Origin of the sequence: Olivibacter sp. SDN3 (genome assembly GCF_014334135.1) — a bacterium.
Lineage (GTDB): Bacteria > Bacteroidota > Bacteroidia > Sphingobacteriales > Sphingobacteriaceae > Olivibacter.
The window spans coordinates 4,122,332-4,141,723 of sequence record NZ_CP060497.1; the positions used below are offsets into that span (position 1 = coordinate 4,122,332).

Here is a 19,392-nt window from a genome sequence, read left to right on the forward strand (position 1 = left end):
TGAAATATTCCTTTCAGTAGTATCACCACGTATAACAGCCCCATAACTGTCGGTTACTTTTTTGCACGAGCCACCTCCGATGACTCGTTTTCTTTAGCTGCGAGTAAATAAACTAATGATGCTGTTCCGTCCATCGTTGGTTCATTCGTACTATAGTCGCCATAATCATCATGATAGACGACAAGTTCAGATTGAAATGAGGCGTATGTGTCAGGCTTATATAGGGTTATTCCAATAAGATTATTGTAAATATTCCCATATACAGGCCCGTCTACCAAACCACCATCAACAGGATAGTTATTCAGTTCTGTAAATGCAGAATGGGGCGCGGTAGGTGTGTCTCCCCATTCTGGCAAGCCATATACCATACTAGTTCCCCAAGGATTACAACCGAAAAGCCAATCAATGTTAGCTTGTTCCAATGCCTTATAGGTGGCATCTTGCGTTAGTTGTCGGTATAAATAACACTGTATTGCAAAAGAAACTGTTAAATTGTTAGAGCACCATATAAATGGTACTCCTCTCAAAAAGGCATTTTTTTCTGCTTTTCGATTTATCTTTTCGATGCCTTCCTTATAGTAATCACTGAACTCTCCACTGGGTTCTGCATTTCCGTTGGCTATTTCGTAATGTCCAAAATTGTGAAAAGGATACCATTGATAATGCCTAGCGGTATCGGCTCCTAACCAGGCTGTGATTTTTTCTTTTCTTCCGTAATCTATCGCTTGTACTAAAAAGTGCCGCTCTTTGGTTAGTTTCCATAGGTTTACAGCACCAAGTTGCATATCATCTTCCCAATTATCCTCTTCATAAAAATACGGTGCCATGTTAGGCGCTGTTTGGCATACCCCAGGTTTGGCTAACCCTAGGTGATATGCCGATAATGCTTTGTCTTTATAGATCATGGCTTCTCCATTATCTATATCTTTATATAACTGGGATGCGAGCGCGAAGGCGCTGGCAAACTTACCGGCAGTAGAGGCAACTCCAGTAGTTCTATTTTTATGTTTACCTAAACCCTGTACTTCTCCGCTAGCGAAATATACGGGGCGAGGTCCACCGGATCCCATCCCATAGTCGGTGGTGTCGTCGGTAGGCAGTCGCATCCCAGCATGATCACGGTCGTCGGCCAGTTGATTAAATAACCAATCTTCACGGGGATGCATTTTCTTTAACCATTTTAATCCCCAGGCAGCTTCGTCTAAGATATCCTCGATTCCGTTTTTTCCCGCTAAACCATTAGCTTGATAACGATCATCGAAAACCGATTTAAAATCTCTATAGGCGGCCAGCAAATGATAGGTAGCGTTGGCGGTGGTGGTGCTGTACTGTAAGTAGTCAGAAGCGTCATGCCATCCGCCTGAAACATCAATGATGGTGCTGTCTGGCATATGGCCGTACATCGTATAACCGTCTTGAGTGTGACAGGAGTCATTTAAGTAAGGGTTAAATCCACTACGTTGCTGCCGCATATAGCGGAGGGCGAAGTCGGCGGTTCCCTTGTATACGTCGTTAGCAATGCGGAATTCGGGAGATCTGATGGCGCCAGTTTTTAAATAGTATTTGCCGGTGTCGGTAAAAGCCGAAAAGTCCAATCTATATGTCTGTTGAAATGGCCCATATTTTCCATAGGGATCGCTCGCTTTCGCCTGATACACTTCCTTATTTGTTCGGGCGTCGACCAAGAAAAAGGAGTCGATGTTTCGCTCCTGAAGGGATCCCCAAACAGCTACTTTTACGCCTTTCGGGTAATAGCCCAGTTGGTTAATACGGATAACCGTTTTGGGTGCTTTATTGTCCTTTATTGTACACGAGGGGATACTAACCATCAAGCATAGGATAAATATTAAAACCGGTTTGAATAATCCTTTGGTTTTCATTAACTAGTATTTTAGACTGACAATTTTACCATCCATTGTACTTACCACCAATTTATTGCGTTTTATCGGTAATAGTGGGTTAATCAGGCAGTTGGATATTTTATATTGCCAAATTACCTTTCCAGATTGCCTACCAACGGCAGATAGTAAACCTGAATGGCTAGGAACCAGTATATTGTTGTTTGATTCTACGATGGCGGTTGGTGCTAATTCATAAGGAAGCCTGAGTGTAGACTGCCAGGCTATTTCCATGTCTGGAGCAGTTGTAGAGATCCCTATAAGCTGCCCGTCCATCGTTTTTGCGTATATCAATAAGCTATCAGTAGAAAGGCCAATTGATTCCCTGACCCTGTAGTCGTCTAATTGTTTTCGCCAAATAAGCTCTCCGTTCTCTGCGTCCAGTGCTGTCATATAGCGATCTGGTGCAACTATAAAGATCCGCCCGTTTGTAGCCACGGGATAACATGCTGCAGGTGATAACATCCGGCTTGTAGCTCCATTATGCCATTCCCATTTTTTTTCTCCGGTGGAAATATCCAAAGCATAAAATTCATTTCCCCAGGTGCCGAAATAGACTATATTGTTGTATACCGTTGGTTTAGCGGAGAGGTAACCTTTTAAACCTTCAAAGGTCCATAAAACATCGCCGTCAGTCACACGTATAGCCCTAAAAGTTCCATCTGACCCGCCAATGTAGGCGATCCCTTTTTCAATTGATGGCGATCCCAGAACCGCTTTCTGCGTCTCTATTTTCCACTTTAACGAACCGCTTTTTAGGTCGATGCCATAAATATAATTGTCGCTTGAGCCAACCACTACCGTATTCTTCCACACGGCCGGCGTTGAATATATTTTGCCTTTGGTTTTAAACTGCCATAATTTTTTGCCACTCTTGGCATTTATAGCGTAGACCTCACCGTTAGTGTTTCCGCTAACAATTTTATTTTTTGCATAAGCCATACCTGCACCAACATCACTTTTATCTTCAAATATCCATGCTTGCTTAACAGCGCTATATTTTCTATTAATCGAATAATCCGGACGCGGGTATCCGTTCGGCGACTGATCAAAATGGTGATTGTGCAATTTAACGCTATGCCAAGGTTTGTGTGTTATACTGTCTGGGGTTCGTTCCTGACATGTAGCTTCTTCTGAGGAAATCGTCACGATATTATAGCCTCCGGTTTCCTGCTCAGCTCGCAGGTTTGAACGACCCATAACGCCGGGTATACCCTCAAAATCATAGCTTTCGTTAATATGACCATGTCCACATAACATTAAGCGTATATCGTGCTTTTTTAATCGATCAATGGATTCGTACCAATTGTTTAAGGAAGAATCCTGTGGGTAGTGATTTACATAAATTAAGGGCAATTCCGGATCAATTGCGAGTATAGAATCCATCCATACCAAGTTTTCTCTTGGTATTTGACCAGGCCCCATACGCATGTTGGGTCCGGAGTTTGTCCCTGCAAAACGATAGCCATCATGGATGAAATAAAATGTTTCATCACCAAAAATTTTTCGAAAGCTATTTCCCCCGCTTTCAGACCAGTTCGTGTCGTGATTGCCGGGCACTAGGTAATAGGGGTTGTGTAAACTATCGAGTATTTGTTTGGCTAAGGTCAGCTCTTCATCGGAACCAAATTCGGTGATATCTCCGGAGATGATAATAAACTGAATTTCATTGTTCTGGTTGATGTCTTTTATCGTTCTTCTTAAATCTTCCGCACCTGTTTTGCTGCCAATATGAGTGTCGGTTACATGAGCAAACTTAAAATGTTGCGCATGGGATGTTAAAAACGGAAATAAAAGGATAAGTATGCTGTTTAGTATTTTCATCTGAGGTAGTGTTTATTGGAAATCTGTGTACAGAAGATATTTCTTACGCATATTTCTATAATCACGAAGTTCGTCTTGCCAGGTGTCCGCAATTTGCTCTTCCGTCATCCCAGCTTTTATCTGTTTGATGAGTTGGTCGTTACCGGCAAGTTTGTTAAAAAATTCGGGACGGGAAAAGAACTTGTCGGCAAAACCTGCTTTTTTTGATTTATTGTAAAAGTCAATCAGGTATTTTAAGGTAAATGTAGCATCAACGGCGTCTTCTTCTCTCAGATCTATGCCATAGCAGGTTTTTCCCTGCTGCTCAACGTGCGCACTCATTCCGGGTTTTGATCCTGGATTAAACGTGAAATCACCAAACTCAGGGTCCGGGTAACCCAACACCTGAAAAGGCCAGTCTGTCCCCCTGCCCACATTGATGTCTGTTCCTTCAAATAAACATAGCGACATATACAGGCGTACAGATAAATAGTTAGGTAGGCTAGGGGATGGGACTACTGGTAATTCATATTTGGTATTATGATCCCAATTTTTAACAGGAATGACCGTTAAATCACATTGTTTGCCATCTTCCAGCCAGCCCTCACCATTAATCATTTGGGCTAATTCTCCCACGGTTAAACCATGTATCATGGCTATTTTATGATAACTTACATTGGATTTGAATTTATCATCTTTTCTCACGGGACCGTTCACTTGGTCGCCATTTGGATTAGGTCTGTCTAGTACTATCAGTTTTTTATTTTGATTAACACATAACTGCATCACGCGATGCATGGACGTGATATAGGTATAAAAGCGGGCACCAACGTCTTGTAGGTCAAAAATCATAACATCGATAGATGCAACGATAGAGTCGGCCTTTTCATTTTTTCCGTATAAACTGTGCAGAGGCAATCCGGTTTTTTCATCCAAATCATTTGCCACTTTTTCGCCACGTTCTATGCTGCCCCGAAAACCATGTTCAGGGGCAAAAGCGAATTGCAGGTCAACGTTATTTGCTAATAAAACATCAACCAGATGCTTTTCGTCAGGACCTACAATGGAGGTTTGATTACCCATTAACCCTACTTTTTTCCCCTCAAGCAGGGGAAGGTAAGCCGCTGTCTGGTCGGCCCCCGTAAGTATGGTAGCATTGGTTTCTGATGAGGTGCTTTTTAACTTTTTGTTTTCTTTATCGGCATTATTTGAGGCACCCTGGGTACAGGCGGTATGGAAACAAATAACTGCTAAAACGAAAAATCTGAAATACTTTTTATTTATCATAATAATGCGCTTGTCGTCAAAAAAGAATTTTTGGCAAACATCGATAAATGTTATTTATATGCTGCTTACAGCAATAGCATTTAAATAACATTTATCGATGTTTGCCACTGGAATTTATTTTATTGTAGATGAAAATATAAGTTTATTTTGTCTTTTGCCAAAGGATTTTTATGTTAAATAATTTTTGATCTGTTTATTACCATCCTGGATTTTGTACTAATTCCGAACCATTTTCACGGTAAAGTGTAATTTGATCAATTGGTAGTGGATCCAGGTAATATTTGTCATTGTCAAATAGGCGTTGTGACTCTGCCCGGTAAGCTGGAACAATATAGCCCTCATTACCTGTTCTATCCAGCATCAGGTCATTTAGTGGTTCGGAATAGTCGGACTTATTTATCCATGCACCCATGTTCATGGTCTCATTCCCTCTGGTATCCACATACTCTAGCTTTTTCCAGCGGCGCAAATCATTATATCGCTGTCCTTCAAACATGAGTTCTATGCGACGTTCTCTCCTTATTTCCCAAATGATACCGGGCACTGTTGGGTCTCGTTCGGGATCGTCATAAACCGCACCATTTACCATGGCCTGATTACCCGAAACCTCCAGGGGCGGCATTTCACTACCGCCCCGGGCACGCAATACGTTGATCGATTTGTCGAGGTCCTCCTGAGTTAGATTACCCAATTCTGCAGCTGCCTCAGCGTAGTTGATCAGCACTTCACCATAACGCATCACCGGTGCGTCGGTGATGTTCAGGGAGCCGCTCCCTTCCGGCAGTGTTGCCAGCCCATCATTTAAGAATTTGTGTGACATATAGGCGCTGGATGAGTAGGGGGCGTGGACGCCCTGAACGTTCAGCGTAGAACGAAGGGTGGCCGTCATACGGGGGTCGCGGTTAGCGAGTATCTGCTCAATGCTTCGATCGCCCTGATAACGGGGAGACAGTTCGATGGGCAAACCATCATCACATAGGTAACTTTCAACTGCATTGCGGGAGATACCTGTTTGCGATTCGCGGTTGTTATACGACATGTGAGAGTGCGTTAGAATGCCCGCCTCATACTGTCTGAAAAGTATAATTTCGGCATTGCCGGAAAGGTCGGTCGACGTAAAGACCTCCCTATAGTCTGCATGTAGATTGTATCTTCCGGAACTGATGAGCTCATCGGCTGCCCATTTTGCTGCTTCAAGGTAAGTGGCAGCGCGTTCCTGATCGATATCGTGGTATTTTAACCAGGTACCTTCAAAAAGGAATACCTTTGACATATAAGCTAATACGACGTCTTTGTTAACGGATAGTTTTGCTGTTCCATCGCTAATTCTGACATGTTCTGCGGCAAACTGAAAATCTTCCAGTACGCGATCCATGACTCCCGTACGTGGATCCCGTGGCCGATAGAGTTCAGGATCATCTTCTTCCAATTCCTGATCGTACCAGGGCACATCTCCATAAGCATTCACCAGATCGGCATAGGCCATTCCCCGGAAAAAACGTGCTATGCCCGTCCAATGTTGAATGGCTTCTTCTTCCATGGGAACTTGAGGGATACGACTGATATAAATATTCGCCCTTCTAACCGATTCAAAATTCCAATTGGCGTCGTCGTTCGTGGGAACATTGAGCGGAAACTGTGCTGGCGCCGTTGGCGCAAAATCATCAATCATATCCTGACTTCCGAACCAAAAAGGTCCCCAACCATACCCGGCGCCATAGCCCATAAAAAACTCCCGATAAAAGCGATAGGAGAACGTTTCTACATTGCCTTCATTGCTCCAGAAATTATCATCGGTCATACTATCCAAAGGCTCGCGTTCCAGAAAATCTTTTTTACAATTGCTGAAGGTTAAGATACCGATCAGTAAAACCCATTTATATATGTACTTTTTCATGATTTCGTCAATTTATAGCGTTGCTTGTATACCAAATGAAAATGTTCTGCGGTAAGGATAGACCCGTCCGAAGGTATTGGGGTCATTTTCGCCGAGATCCGTATAATCCACCTCGGGATCAATGGGAACATCGAGGTTATCAAATTCAAACAGGTTCTCTCCGCTAAAGAAAACCCTTACCCTTTGCATCTTGATTTTATCTGTCAAGTGTTCCGGTAGTGTATAACCGAATGTGAGATTCTTCAGTCGCAAATAAGACATGTCTAATAAATATCTCGTTTGTGGCATCATGTTTCTTACCCCGTTGCTTTGATTATGCATGGTTGGCCGGGGATAAAAGGCATTAGGGTTATCTTCGGTCCAGTAATCCATTTGGTGTTCAAACCATGCCTCTTCGTTTCGGAAGCCGGGAACGAACATGCTACCAGACGCCCAAAGGTCGCGTTTTGCTACGCCTTGCAAAAAGAACCCTAGGTCAAAACCCTTATAAGCAAAATCCATACGTAAACCATAGAAATAGCGCGGTGTGGTATTCCCGATAACCCGTCGATCGCCCGGGTTTTCTGCCGTTCCATCACCCACATCGATTACGCCATCTCCGTTGAGGTCGCGGTATTTCACGTCACCCGGACCATAAAAGAAGTTTCCCGCCTCATAAAAACTTTGATCGGCTATTCCCGGAACGAGGATATAGCGGCCATTATCGGTAGTAATCAGGTTTCCGTTGGCATCCTGTTGAAAATCGTCACGGGTAAAGAAACGATCGGTTTCATAGCCCCATATCTCGCCTAGCACTTTGCCTTGATAATGACTGTCTGAGGTACCTGTGGTACTGATATTCGAGATATCCTCATATTTTGTGATCTTTTCGGTGAAATCGCTCAACTGACCACGCACGCTGATATTCAGTCCATTATTAAAGGCGTGTTGATAGCCGAGTTCCAGTTCCCAACCATTGGTTTGCATTTCACCGAAATTTCGTACTGGCGATTGGGCTCCGAAACTGTTTGGAAGCGTTATGCCCGGCGACAACATGTTACTAATCGTTCTTCTATAGCGATTAAATACGAGGTTTAACTTATCGTCAAAGAAGTTAGCATCCAGACCGATCTCTTTTGTTGTAAGCGTTTCCCAGGTTAAGGTACTTGATACCGGGACAGGGCTGTCAATTGTTGGTACAAAGGCGTCGCCGATCAGCCATTGTCCGTTAACATTTGAAGTCGGCGTCATGGGCATGGTCGATAGGAATCGATTGAGGCCTACTTCCTGCTGACCAACACTTCCATAGGAAGCACGTATTTTAAAGAAACTGAGGTAAGGTTTAGCAAAATCCATGAAGGCTTCTTCAGACAGTACATAACCCGCAGATGCGGAAGGGAAGAAGCCCCAGTTGTCATTCATCGGGAAGCGGGAAGAACCATCATAACGCCCGATCAACTCCAGTAAATATTTGTTTTTATAATCGTAGTTAATCCGCGCAAAGTAGCCTAAGGTAGACCATTGCCTGGCTTCGCTATTGACGGTTTGCTGTCCGGTTGCCAGTGGTAGTTCCGGCATTTCCGAGTCCATAAGGCCCAAGCGTTGTGCCGTTTGACCGCCCATACGGAATGTTTCCATATTGAGACCGCCGGTCAGTTTCATGTGATGATCTTGAATGGACTTATCATACGTAGCATACGCATTTACCACGTGTCTATTCTCTTTCCTGTTGGTAAATGCTACGCGGTTATGTGCATCCGAGGTGAAAGTCCGGTAGGTTAGTCCGCCGCCATCCCAAAAATCCAGACCGGAAACCCATCCACCATTGATATGATCCTGTTGATTGAAGGCGGTAAAGCTATAGTCGGCATCCAGGGTAAGTCCGGGTAATAAATTAAGCTTAGCGCCTAACGTTATTCTCGTCATATCATTTTTAAAAGTATTCATTTGTGCCTGTTCCACTTCCGTAATGGAATTACGCAAGGGTTCACCGTCGATGGTACCATAAGGGAAAGTTTTTGGCCAACGATAGAGATAAAACCAGGGGTCGTAAATATCGCCGCCAAACGAATATGGTTGGTTATAATTTGTATTGGAATAGAGCACTTTGGTAAACACGTCCAGGTATTTGTTTACGGAAGCGTTCAGTCCTAAGTTTAAATTGTAACGTTCAAATTTATCGGGATTGACTTTTAATACACCGCCTTCATTTAAATAACCCAAGCCTAAATTGTAGTTGATATTTTCGCTTCCGCCGCTGAAACCAAGATTGTGATTTTGCTGCGGCGTGCTGTTGCGCATATACATTTCCGGGGCATCCCATGGGCGGTAAAAATAGAGTCCGCCGCCCCGCATCTCCCAGTCACGTCCTTCCACCATCTCCATTCCGAGATTTTGGCCACCATATAAAGATTCCCATTCCCGCATACGTTCAATGGCAATATCATCAATGCGCGTACCAACTACCGATACAAATTCCTGTGAAGGGTTTTCTCTTCTTGCAGCAGCTAGCTGAGCGCTTGCGCCTTCAGCTGCAGGAGCGATATTCGGTGTTTTTGTTGGTTTCTGCCAGGCCAGGTTATTGCTGTATTCAACGCGTGTGGGAGTATTTCGCTTACCTGATTTTGTCGTAATCAAAATAACACCAAAGGCTGCCCGGGTACCATAAATCGCAGCGGCAGCATCTTTTACGACAGACATGCTTTCGATGTCATTTGGATTAACCATATTGAGGCTGGGTACTTCCACATTATCTACCAGAATTAAAGGGGCGGCTCCTGCGTCGCCGGCATTGAGTGATCCGGTTACGCCACGTAACCGGATCGTGGGATTCTGCCCTAAGGCACCGCTGGGAGTGGAGATATTCAATCCGGCAACGGCACCTTGAAGTCCGCGGGCAACGTCAGTGATCGGGCGTGTTTGCAGTGTCTTTTCTACATCAACAGTGGATACCGCACCCGTTAATGACGTCCTTTTCTGCGTTCCAAACCCCACCACCACTACTTCTTCTAACGCTCGTTGATCGTCGTCTAAGGAAATGTTAATAAGATCTTCGCTATCGGTAACGATAACCTCTCTACTTTCAGATCCAACGAAGGTGAAAATCAACGTCTGGCCAACATCCGCGCGGATGTTATAATTTCCCTGTGCATCTGTCCCAACTCCTTGATTGGTTTCTTTAACCTTTACCGAAACACCCGGTAAAGGCGATTGATCTTTGGCAGAGCTTACCCTACCGGTAATTGTTTTTTCCTGGGCCAGTACATGGACTGCCACAAATAAAAATCCCATAAAAAACAGGAGTAGTCTTTTCTTCATTGTAGATTGATTTTAAGGGGTGATATGTAGGATTAATTAAGTTCATCTTCGTGCCATATATTTAAAGCTAAGTCGCTTTTGTTCTCGAAAAATCCCGATCAGCTTAATACACAAGTCGCCTTAAAAATGCGTAGGTCTTTTTATTGGTTATCGCTGTACAATAATAAGTAATCTACTTTGATTATGCAAGTTTGTGCATTTTTACTTTTTAAAAACTAAGTAAATATGCATTTAAATGGCTATTTTAATGCAATTTTATGCATTATGTATTATGTTTGTGTTAAAAATAGATTGTTTTATTAATTCGCTTTATATTTTAAACTAATAAGCTGTTTCTTGTGGCTTTTTACCTATTAACTCCTAACCAACAGGCCCCATATATCTGCGTGGTATCAGGGTATGTCTTACTTTTAATCAGCATTTTCCCGATAAACCCTGATAGATCCCGATATAATCGGCGATTTTGGTCAGAAGTTAATTTGTGTTTGTTTACTATGGTTTTATACTATTGCATTGCCCAACTATAAGTGAAGGGATGAATGTTGATAAAAAAAATTATATTTACGATTCATATTAATTTTAACTGGGATATGCTAAAAGAAGAAAGGCAGGCATTTATTATACATGAAGTTAATCTGCATAATAAAGTATTGTCATCAGATCTGAGTGTTCAGCTTAATGTATCGGAAGACACAATACGTAGAGATTTGAATGAACTGGCTGAAAGTGGGAAAGTGCTGAAAGTCTATGGAGGAGCTTTGTCAAAATCGTTTCAGTATCCATTTCAGGACAACGAGGTTTACGCGCGAGAATCCAAAAAGAGCATAGCGCAAAAGGCTATAACACTTATACAGGATGGTATGGCAGTGTTATTGGGAGGTGGTACTACCATGTTAGAACTTGCACGAATGGTGCCAGAAAAAATGCAGTGTACTTTTTTTACAATCAGCCCGCTTGTAGCGCTCGAATTAGCAGAACGATCTGAAGACGATGTGATCTTAATAGGAGGTAAGTTAGCAAGAAGCACAAATGTAACAATCGGTTCGCAGGTAATCAATCAACTTTCCGAAATCAGAGTGGATTTATGTTTATTGGGTACCAATAGTCTTTCTGTAGAAGATGGCGTAACTGATTCTGATTGGGAAGTGGTACAGATAAAAAAAGCGATGCTAAGATGCTCTCAGAAAACAGGTATTCTCAGTATAGCCGAAAAGTTAAATTCGGTACAAAAAATGAAAGTCTGTAATGTAAATGCGATTGACTATCTAGTGACTGATCTCGATCCCTTACATGATAGTTTGGCTAGATTTTCTCAGGTCGTAAAGATTATATAACCTAATAGTAACCCGAAAGCGTTAAAAATTGTTAAGAGTTTACGTTTTTATAAGGTTTCTTATTTCATTTTAATGTTAAATCGTATTTTTATAACATGAATATGTCAATGCAAAGTTTTTATTTATTTTGCTGTTTGAACATACGGTTGTAATTGTTTAATATTGTTGAAACAGACCAACCAAAAGAGATTTTTATTTACGACTTGTAACAGTGAAAAATCTTCGTATCGAGCTTCATCTAATGATGGGCCTAGAGTTTAATAATGGATGAATCTAAAACACATAGTTATGAGCACAATTGCTGCCGAATTGATTAATAAAGAGGATATAAAAAGGTATAAGATAATTGATGCCCCGGAGAGCCACGTTAGTGAATTACGTTATAAACTACAGAGTGCCGTAAGACTGGGAAATGAATTTAAGTCTAAATCGGTTATTACTTTTAATACTACCGAAGGTCCGAAACGTGTAGAAACTACGGTATGGATGTTAACCGAAGACTATCTACAACTAAAAAATGGAATTATGATTCCATTAGGTAGCTTGTTAGATATTGATTATTAGAAGATGAGGGTAATGAGAGCATATTGACCCGGTACTTATCCGTCAGATTTCCCACATGTCCATTGTGGATTTACGGCATGCCATTAGAATAGGCGTGCCGTAAATTTTTTTTGCAGATCGTATGAATTACCATTCGCTATACAAAATAATAAAAATAGTGTGAAATCCTGTTAAAACTTTGGACCGCGAAATAAAAAAAAGACAGACTTATTGTATATTGCGAGAAAAATATAATTTAAGGCTTAACGCTATATGGGTTCTAGCATATTCAATCAATTACTCCCGGTTTTTTTTATACTACTTGTTTTAGCAAGCTCATGTAAGAAAGATCCTGCCTCTATTGATACGGGAAATACACTTCAAACTCCAACAGACGATAGAGTAGCACTTACCAATGACTCCATTTTTCTTTATGCTAAAGAAATTTATTATTGGAACGAGCAGTTACCTACTTACGATACTTTTAACCCTAGAAGGTATACTACAGGCTCTTCTAATTTAGCAAACTATGAGCAGAACTTATTGGATCTTACCGAACAGCATGAGGGTACGGTTTCGGGCGCACCTAAATTCTCTTATATAGAAGATGTTTCCGATCAAGACGGGGGAGCAAGTGCCGGTATCAGAAATCTCATCAATGGTGTAAATTTACAGGGAGAGGGGAATGACATCGGTATTTATTTTGTCTCCGCTGTTGGTGCAAGCGACAATGATTATGAATTGTTTATTAAAGCGGTATATCCAGGTTCTCCTGCTTCAGAAGCGGGTTTGACAAGAGCTGCCACTATAACAAAAATTAATGATACAGAGATTGGCTCGAATTTTAATCGTGATCTACAGGTGATCAATAATGAATTGCTGTCTGATCCTTTTATGGTTCGTCTAGCGGGTAAAAGAACAGATGGTTCTGATTATGAGGTAAATCTTGTTAGCGCTCGATATGAAAGTAGCCCTATATATAAGTCATCTGTGATCGAGAGAAATGGGGAAAATATAGGCTATTTAGCTTATGCTCGTTTTTCGGATAGCGATAATTCTGTAGAAGTGTTGAACGAGGCGTTCAATGAGTTTGCTATTAAAGATGTAGAAGATCTTATTATTGATTTGCGTTATAATGGAGGAGGTTATGTGAGTACAGCGGAACATTTAATTAATCTTATTGTTCCTCCGAGTGCTTCGGGTACCATGTTTTCCGAACACTATAACACCATGATGCAGAACGGACAGGCCGAAATTTTGAAAAATCAGCCAGTAAGAAATAGTAGTGGCGAAATCATAGGTACAGATACCTATTTTGGCCGTTATACTGTTGAAGCTAATACAAGAACTTTTGCTAAGGCAGGCAATCTAAACGGAGTTAAAAACGTTGTTTTTCTGGTAACTGATAATACAGCTTCATCCAGTGAGCTGGTGATTAATTCTTTAAGGTCTACAACCTCAGGAGTAACTGTACAATTGGTTGGCACCACCACATACGGTAAGCCGGTCGGTTTTTTTCCAGTACGCATAGAAGGGATTTACGACTTATATTTAACAAGCTTTTCTACCAAAAACGCCGAAGAAGAAGGAGACTATTATAGCGGTTTTACTCCAGGAAATGAAATTTCGGGAACTAATATGCTCAGAGGCGAAGATGATCTCGATATCGCCACTTACGATTTTGGTGATGAACGCGAATTGTATATTGCTGAAGCACTTCGACTACTAAGCCCTTCAGGTTCAAGTACTACAAGTGAACGTGGAATGATGTCACTTAGGGGCCAACAGGTTAGCGCTTCGTCTGTAGGACTTATGCGCAGCCTAGGTAAACATAAAGAATTTAAAGGGATGATCGAAACAGGTAACAGATAGCCAGTTAGGATTATCTCGATGATTGAACATAACCAGTACAATAGATATCTATCGTACTGGTTATGTTGTTAACAGCCTGTTCATTTAACCAATGAGGAAATCTTATTCTTTTGAATCTGGACCTTACTCGATAGTTTTTCGTCTATGTTTTTGATAATAGTTAAAATTGCTGCCACTGCATGTGTATAAAACTCTTCGTTGATGTTATCGTAAATATCGGTCGGTTGGTGATAATCTTTATGGTCCTCAACACCAAAATAGATAAAAGGAATATTGTTTGTGTGAAAAGCACCGTGATCACTTTGATTAGTCCAGTCGTTACTGCCTTCTCTTGGGTTGTCATGACCAAATAGTATTTTTAGCTGAGGACTGTCATTTGGTTTTATATATTCCTTTAACTCTGGATAATGGTATGTTCCCGAAGCATAGAGCTCCCCCTTTTCATTATGGGCAATCATGTCCATATTTATGTTCAGATGTATGTTATTCAAGGATGTGGGCGGATTTTCCACAAATGCTTTGGCCCCTCGGAGTCCCATTTCCTCTGCATCAAAGGCGATAAAAATAATGGTAAAATTAGGTTTGTGGTGTGTGAAATATTCAGCGAAATGAAGTAAAGCTGCAACACCAGAAGCATTGTCATCCGCGCCGTTGTATATTTCTCCATCGATTATACCTAAATGATCATAATGTGCAGATACCACGATAGTTTCCTTCATCTTTCCGGGTATGTAACCTATTATGTTCGTTCCACTGATGGTGTCTCCGCTCTTATCAGTGAAGTCAAAAACCTGGAGAAAATGCTGTTCAGTAGAGAATGACTCTAGTCGTAATTTGTTAAATCGTTCTGTAATAAACTCCCTCGCTTTTTGCGCTCCGGCTGTCCCCGTCTTCCGGCCTTCAAAAACATCAGAAGAAAGTGTTTTTAAATCCGATAATAGGCCATTGTTTACACCACCTGATACCGTCGCCGTCTGTTCTTGTTGCTTAACACTTGCACAGCAGCTCATAATAAGTAACAATACTACAAAAGGAAATTTGCTCGGGATACATTGCATATGGCTAGAATGATATTTTAACAAACATACTGAAATTTGTTGAATACCGATAACTTGCTTCAGGGTCTTCTTATCTATATTACTCGGTTTTTGCGGTTAAGATGTGGTAAAGTATCGGCTAAACTCTCATAACGAGCCATAACTATACTTCACGCATATCGACAGCAACAACTCTTGACACACCTTGTTCAACCATGGTTACGCCGTAGATAATATCTGTGCTTGCAATGGTACGTTTATTATGGGATACGATAATAAACTGCGACTGATTGGAAAATTTACGAATGATATTGTTGAACTTATCAATGTTGGTGTCATCCAATGGTGCATCTACTTCGTCAAAGATACAAAATGGAGCAGGCTTCAATAGATATAAAGAGAATAGCAGAGCGGTTGATGTTAACGTTTTCTCCCCACCAGATAACTGGTTAATGGATAAAGGGCGTTTGCCTTTTGGGCGCGCCATAATTTCTATATCTGATTCTAATGGTGCATCGGGTTTGCTTAACACCAGATCGCAAGAATCTTCTTCGTTGAAAAGGGAGCGGAAAACGGTGATAAAATGCGCTCTAACCTTGGTAAAGGCTTCCATAAATTTATCACGAGCCGTATCGTCAATTTCTTTAATAGTTTCTAAAAGAGATGCTTTCGCATCGAAAAGATCTTTCCGTTCTTTCTGAATAAAAGTATAGCGCTCGTTAATTTCCTGAAAAGCCTCCATAGCCATGGAGTTGATCGATCCGAATTCTTCCAGCTGTTTTTTTAGTTTTTCGGTACGTGCTCTCAATTCATCTTCGTCTCCTAAAGACTCAGATAGCTCATTGTCGAGTAAATCATTGATATCTATATCAAACTCAACAGACAATCGTTCTTTTAACGTATTCAGTTCTAGACGAAGAGTTGTTTTCTTATCTTTTATTTCATTAGTTAACAAATCAAAGTGCTCTTTGCGCTTACGCAAAGCAGTAATCTCCTCATCCTTTTTGTTTATGCTCCCGCGCGTAGCATAATAGTCTTGCTCTGATTCCTGGAGCGCTTTTTCAAGCAATTCTTTTTCGGCATACATAGCGATTAGATCTTCATCAGAATGATCTACATGTTGCAAGGTGTCTTTAATGTCTTCTTTAACTTGTTGATATTCTGTTGTATATTGTGCTATCCGCTTTTCTAAACTATGGTGTTGACTTTCTCGGTACTCAAGATCTTTATGGATGGTATTGACTTTATTCTGCTGCTGATGAAACTTGATATTTTCCTGATTAAAAGCTGAAGAAAGCATTGTTAGACGCTCAGATACCTCGTTGAAATTCTCCTGTAATCGTAACAACTCTTCGTGTTGTGTGATTTTTTGTTTGTTTAAACTGTTTAATCTCGGTTCTGATGCCAGCAGGTCTTGCGTAATTGCCGCTATTTTTGTTGCGATATCGTGTTTACGATTTTGACTATTTTCGATAAAGGTAACATATTGTTCTTGTTTTGTTTTTACAGAAATCAGCTCATTATTCAAACGGTTAAGCTGTAACTTTGTCTCCTCCAGAACCTCCTTTTTAGTGTCCGCCTTTAAATTATTGAGTTCCTCTGATTCCAGTAATGTGGTTTTCTGAAGTTTTTCCAGGTGTTGAGTGATTTGCTTTATCTCCTTATTTAAATTGTCGAGGTTTTTAGCCCGGCCTATACGTTTCCCTTCGAATAACCCTACAGACCCTCCATTTAAACCTAGTCTGAATTTTGCAAATTTCCCATTTTTGTGTAAAATGGTCATGGGAGTGTCTGGCAAATCAGTCTCTAAATCAGCCTCATCATCAGCTTTCAAAATGTAAACATGGTTTAATAACGCTTGTATAAGCGGGCGATATTTCTGATCGGCATCAACTACTGCCAGCGCCGAAATCATTCGGGTGTTTTCTATAGTGGTATTTTCTGGTGTTGTATCTGTTAACGCTTCTAATACAAAAAAACCGGCGCGCCCACGAGAAGCATTAGTTAGCAGTTTAATGGCATTAATCGCTTCAGCACGTTTGTTAACTACATAGTGATTCATTAGAGGCTCTAAGAAATTTTCTATAGCTACCCGATACTCTTCTTTACAGAATAGAATGTCTGACAGCAGTGGGTAGGGTTTGGCCCAACCAGCATTTTTTCTAAGAAACCGAATGGATTCGGGGTAACCCTCAAGATTGTCTACCAAAGATTTAGTAAGATTATATTCGTTCTGCTTAGCGTCTAGTGTTCGATTGCCTTTTGCAAGCTCATCCTTATGAGACTGAATGAGCGATTCTTTGGTTATAATGCGTTGGCTAAGTCCTTCTTCAAAGGAAAGTACCTGGTTGTATTCTTCCTGAAGACCGGCTACACGTTCCTCTAAATTAACAACCACTTTTGTAAATTCATCTAAGGCTGTTTCTTTGGCTTCCGTATCAATAATATTTCTTTCACTTTCTTGCGTTAAGGCGTCTTTTTGTATATGGAGAACGGTAATTTCCTTTTCTAGTTTATAAATATTGTTTTGTAGCTCATTGCTTTCCCGATTAGCATGATCTAGCTTAGCTTTCGAGTTTTGTTGCTGACCTCTCAATTCGTCAACTTCTTGCTTTTGTTCGTCTAGGGACACTTTAATCTCATCCAATTTCAGCTGTTCAGCGAGTAACTCCTCATTCAAACGTTTGATATTGTAAAGTATATGATTAATCTGCTGTTTGTCGCTAGTAAGTTCTTTATGCAAACGCTGCTCTTTATCGTTCAGATTGCGTAATTGCTCATTCTTTACTTTTTTTTCACTTTCATACGTTCTGATTTTTGAAGTATATTCATTGGCCGCCTTTTGTTGTACGGAAAGATTCTTTTCTTGCGTTAAACATGATTGTTTTAACTTTTGAAGTGTAGCCTCCAGAACGTCCAGCTGTGCACTTATGGTATTTCTCTCAGTGTCTTGATGGTTTTGTTGTTCATCGAGATGCATGAGTGCTTCCCTAAAATTAGCAATACGAAAAGAGGCTAAGGTTATACTCAATTCCTTATACTGATCTTTAAGACGATAATATCGCTCCGCTTTCTTTGCTTGATTTTCTAGGCTTTTAAGGTTCTTCTCAATTTCAAAAAGCAGATCTTCTACTCGGTCTAGGTCAGACTCGGTATCTTTTAATTTGTTTAGCGTCTGTTTTTTGCGTACTTTATATTTAGAAATTCCAGAAGCTTCTTCAAAGAGTGCCCTTCTTGAGTTTTCTTTATTATTGATGATTTCATCAATCATTTTCAACTCGATGATTGAGTAAGAGTCATTGCCAATACCGGTATCAAGAAATAGGTCAGTAATATCTTTTAAACGGCATTGCACGTCGTTTAAGCGATATTCGCTTTCACCACTCCGATAGAGTTTACGCGTAATGGTTACCTGTGAAAATTCGGTGGGAAGTACATTCTTCGTGTTGTCAAAAGATAATGATACTTCGGCTAAATTTGCTGATTTACGCGTTTTTGTACCATTAAAGATGATATTCTCCATCTTTTCTGAACGGAGATTTTTTGTTCTTTGTTCACCAAGTACCCATCGGATGGCATCCACTACATTAGATTTACCACAACCATTAGGACCAACAATTGCTGTAACACCTTCATTGAAGTTGATGGTTATCTTGTCACCAAAACTTTTGAACCCTTTAATTTCTAAGCGTGTGAGTTGCATTTAACGGAACGAACTTTTTTGTGGCTGCGAATTTAATGAATTGAACTAATTAATTAGCTTTCTCTATGGTTTTTCTTGAAGTAACTCCTGATTCAATAGCAAGTTTAATCGATTTTTGATGAGCTCTTTTCTGAAGGATACTTGAATATGGAAACTATTTGTTACCTTTATTATATGGAAACTATTCTGCCGTTCATAATAGCCGCTATCGTTTTTGGATTTCAGATATATGCTAACTTTAAAAAGGAGCAGGAGAAAGCAAGAAAACGAAATCCTTCTCAACCCCAACAGCCCAGAGGTGAGGTTGTAATAGAATATGAAGAGGCTGAACCACATCAAAAGAAGCCGCTTAGAAAGATAAGAGATAAAGAAGTATTGGTGGAAAGAAAGCAACCGGAGGTTCATCAGAGATATGAGCGATACACGGGCGTTCTGAACGAAGCAAAAGAAGTTAGACGAACAAAGGAAACACGTCCTGCCTATGGTCATCACTCTGGACGGTTAGATCCTTATGTAATAGATGAAAGTAACCTTAATACCTATGCTGATTTTGATCTTCGCGATGCGGTGATAAAAGCCGCAATATTAGACAGACCTTATAAGGACTAATATTCGTTCTGCTCCATTCCGAACATGAATTGGTTATCCCTCTAAAGTCTCAACATATTATCCTGTTAAGGATCCAAGTTTGGGCAGGCGGTGAAAACTTTTAAACCAATTC

The 19,392-nt window shown here is 40.7% G+C and carries 11 protein-coding genes; 4 read left to right on the forward strand and 7 right to left on the reverse strand.

Annotation, left to right across the window (positions count from 1 at the left end):
- Positions 1–53 precede the first annotated feature (53 nt).
- The 5 genes from H8S90_RS17130 to H8S90_RS17150 all read right to left on the reverse strand — a co-directional run bounded on the left by H8S90_RS17130 (position 54) and on the right by H8S90_RS17150 (position 10,182).
- Entirely contained in the window at positions 54–1,880 is a 1,827-nt protein-coding gene (locus H8S90_RS17130; protein WP_222852123.1) for a glycoside hydrolase family 9 protein, read from the reverse strand.
- 3 nt (positions 1,881–1,883) lie between these two features.
- Entirely contained in the window at positions 1,884–3,722 is a 1,839-nt protein-coding gene (locus H8S90_RS17135) for a PQQ-binding-like beta-propeller repeat protein (RefSeq protein ID WP_187339073.1), read from the reverse strand.
- Positions 3,723–3,734: 12 nt separating this feature from the next.
- Positions 3,735–4,988 carry an exo-beta-N-acetylmuramidase NamZ domain-containing protein gene (locus H8S90_RS17140; protein ID WP_187339074.1) on the reverse strand — a complete coding sequence of 418 codons (1,254 nt, stop codon included), beginning with the start codon at positions 4,986–4,988 and terminating at the stop codon, positions 3,735–3,737.
- A 196-nt stretch (positions 4,989–5,184) separates the two neighbouring features.
- Positions 5,185–6,885 (reverse strand): RagB/SusD family nutrient uptake outer membrane protein, encoded by a 1,701-nt coding sequence (locus H8S90_RS17145; RefSeq protein ID WP_187339075.1) that lies wholly within the window; start codon positions 6,883–6,885, stop codon positions 5,185–5,187.
- Between the two features lie 12 nt (positions 6,886–6,897).
- Positions 6,898–10,182, reverse strand: a complete 3,285-nt coding sequence (locus H8S90_RS17150; protein WP_187339076.1) for a TonB-dependent receptor — start codon at positions 10,180–10,182, stop codon at positions 6,898–6,900.
- Between the two features lie 590 nt (positions 10,183–10,772).
- Here H8S90_RS17150 and H8S90_RS17155 point away from each other — a divergent pair.
- From H8S90_RS17155 to H8S90_RS17165, 3 genes are all read left to right on the forward strand, one after another.
- Entirely contained in the window at positions 10,773–11,516 is a 744-nt protein-coding gene (locus H8S90_RS17155; protein ID WP_187339077.1) for a DeoR/GlpR family DNA-binding transcription regulator, read from the forward strand.
- 288 nt (positions 11,517–11,804) lie between these two features.
- The gene (locus tag H8S90_RS17160; RefSeq protein WP_187339078.1) at positions 11,805–12,080 is read left to right on the forward strand and encodes a hypothetical protein; all 276 of its coding nucleotides are present in this window, start codon (positions 11,805–11,807) and stop codon (positions 12,078–12,080) included.
- Positions 12,081–12,332: 252 nt separating this feature from the next.
- The gene (locus H8S90_RS17165; protein ID WP_187339079.1) at positions 12,333–13,931 is read left to right on the forward strand and encodes a S41 family peptidase; all 1,599 of its coding nucleotides are present in this window, start codon (positions 12,333–12,335) and stop codon (positions 13,929–13,931) included.
- A gap of 80 nt (positions 13,932–14,011) precedes the next feature.
- Here the strand turns inward: H8S90_RS17165 and H8S90_RS17170 are convergent, their stop codons facing one another.
- The gene (locus tag H8S90_RS17170) at positions 14,012–14,941 is read right to left on the reverse strand and encodes a M20/M25/M40 family metallo-hydrolase (RefSeq protein WP_255501640.1); all 930 of its coding nucleotides are present in this window, start codon (positions 14,939–14,941) and stop codon (positions 14,012–14,014) included.
- Between the two features lie 190 nt (positions 14,942–15,131).
- The gene (gene smc / locus H8S90_RS17175; RefSeq protein ID WP_187339081.1) at positions 15,132–18,671 is read right to left on the reverse strand and encodes a chromosome segregation protein SMC; all 3,540 of its coding nucleotides are present in this window, start codon (positions 18,669–18,671) and stop codon (positions 15,132–15,134) included.
- Positions 18,672–18,845: 174 nt separating this feature from the next.
- Between smc and H8S90_RS17180 the strand changes: the two genes are divergently transcribed.
- Positions 18,846–19,280, forward strand: coding sequence for a hypothetical protein (locus tag H8S90_RS17180; RefSeq protein WP_187339082.1), 435 nt, complete (start codon positions 18,846–18,848; stop codon positions 19,278–19,280).
- Positions 19,281–19,392 lie beyond the last annotated feature (112 nt).